The sequence below is a fragment of the Paraburkholderia sp. EG304 genome, from assembly GCF_046543485.1.
GTDB lineage: Bacteria > Pseudomonadota > Gammaproteobacteria > Burkholderiales > Burkholderiaceae > Paraburkholderia > Paraburkholderia youngii.
The window spans coordinates 1-485 of the sequence record NZ_JBKGUA010000316.1 but is presented as its reverse complement, the minus strand read 5'-3'; the positions used below and the strand labels follow the sequence as shown (position 1 = coordinate 485).

Below are 485 nucleotides of genomic sequence, written 5' to 3'. Positions count from 1 at the left end.
GCCCACGGTCGGCGAACGCCATCTGACTGACCAGCAGGTACGGATCGCCCTGGCCGGCCAACAGATGATGGAACAGGATGCCGTCCTGCAGCGGCGACAAGCCATAAATGTCCTGGATGTTGCCGACCCCACCCGGCACCGTGCCGACGATCCGGTCGATCTCGCGCTGCGTCAGCTCGATCAGCGGCAGCATCTCTGGCGTGATCGCCGTACCCTGCTCGCTGATCAGGTTGGCCGGGACCACCACCTCCTGATGGCTGCCAAGGCTTGCCGCCAGATCCGCCAGCACTGGCTTGGCGAACAGGGTGCGCACCTCGACCCCAAGCGACAGCCGCCGCAGCCGCTCCATCAGTTGCACCGCCAGCAGCGAGTGGCCGCCCAGTTCGAAGAAGTGGTCGTGCCGCCCGACCCGCTCCAGCCCCAGAAGCTCCGCCCAGAGCCTTGCCAGCGCGGTCTCGATCTCGCCTTGCGGCGGCTCGTAGCTC

General features: G+C 67.2%; 1 protein-coding gene. It reads right to left on the bottom strand.

The features are described from left to right. Window positions 1–485: phosphopantetheine-binding protein (locus tag ACLFKU_RS44060; RefSeq protein WP_410853432.1), on the bottom strand; the 485-nt coding region annotated here is incomplete at both ends.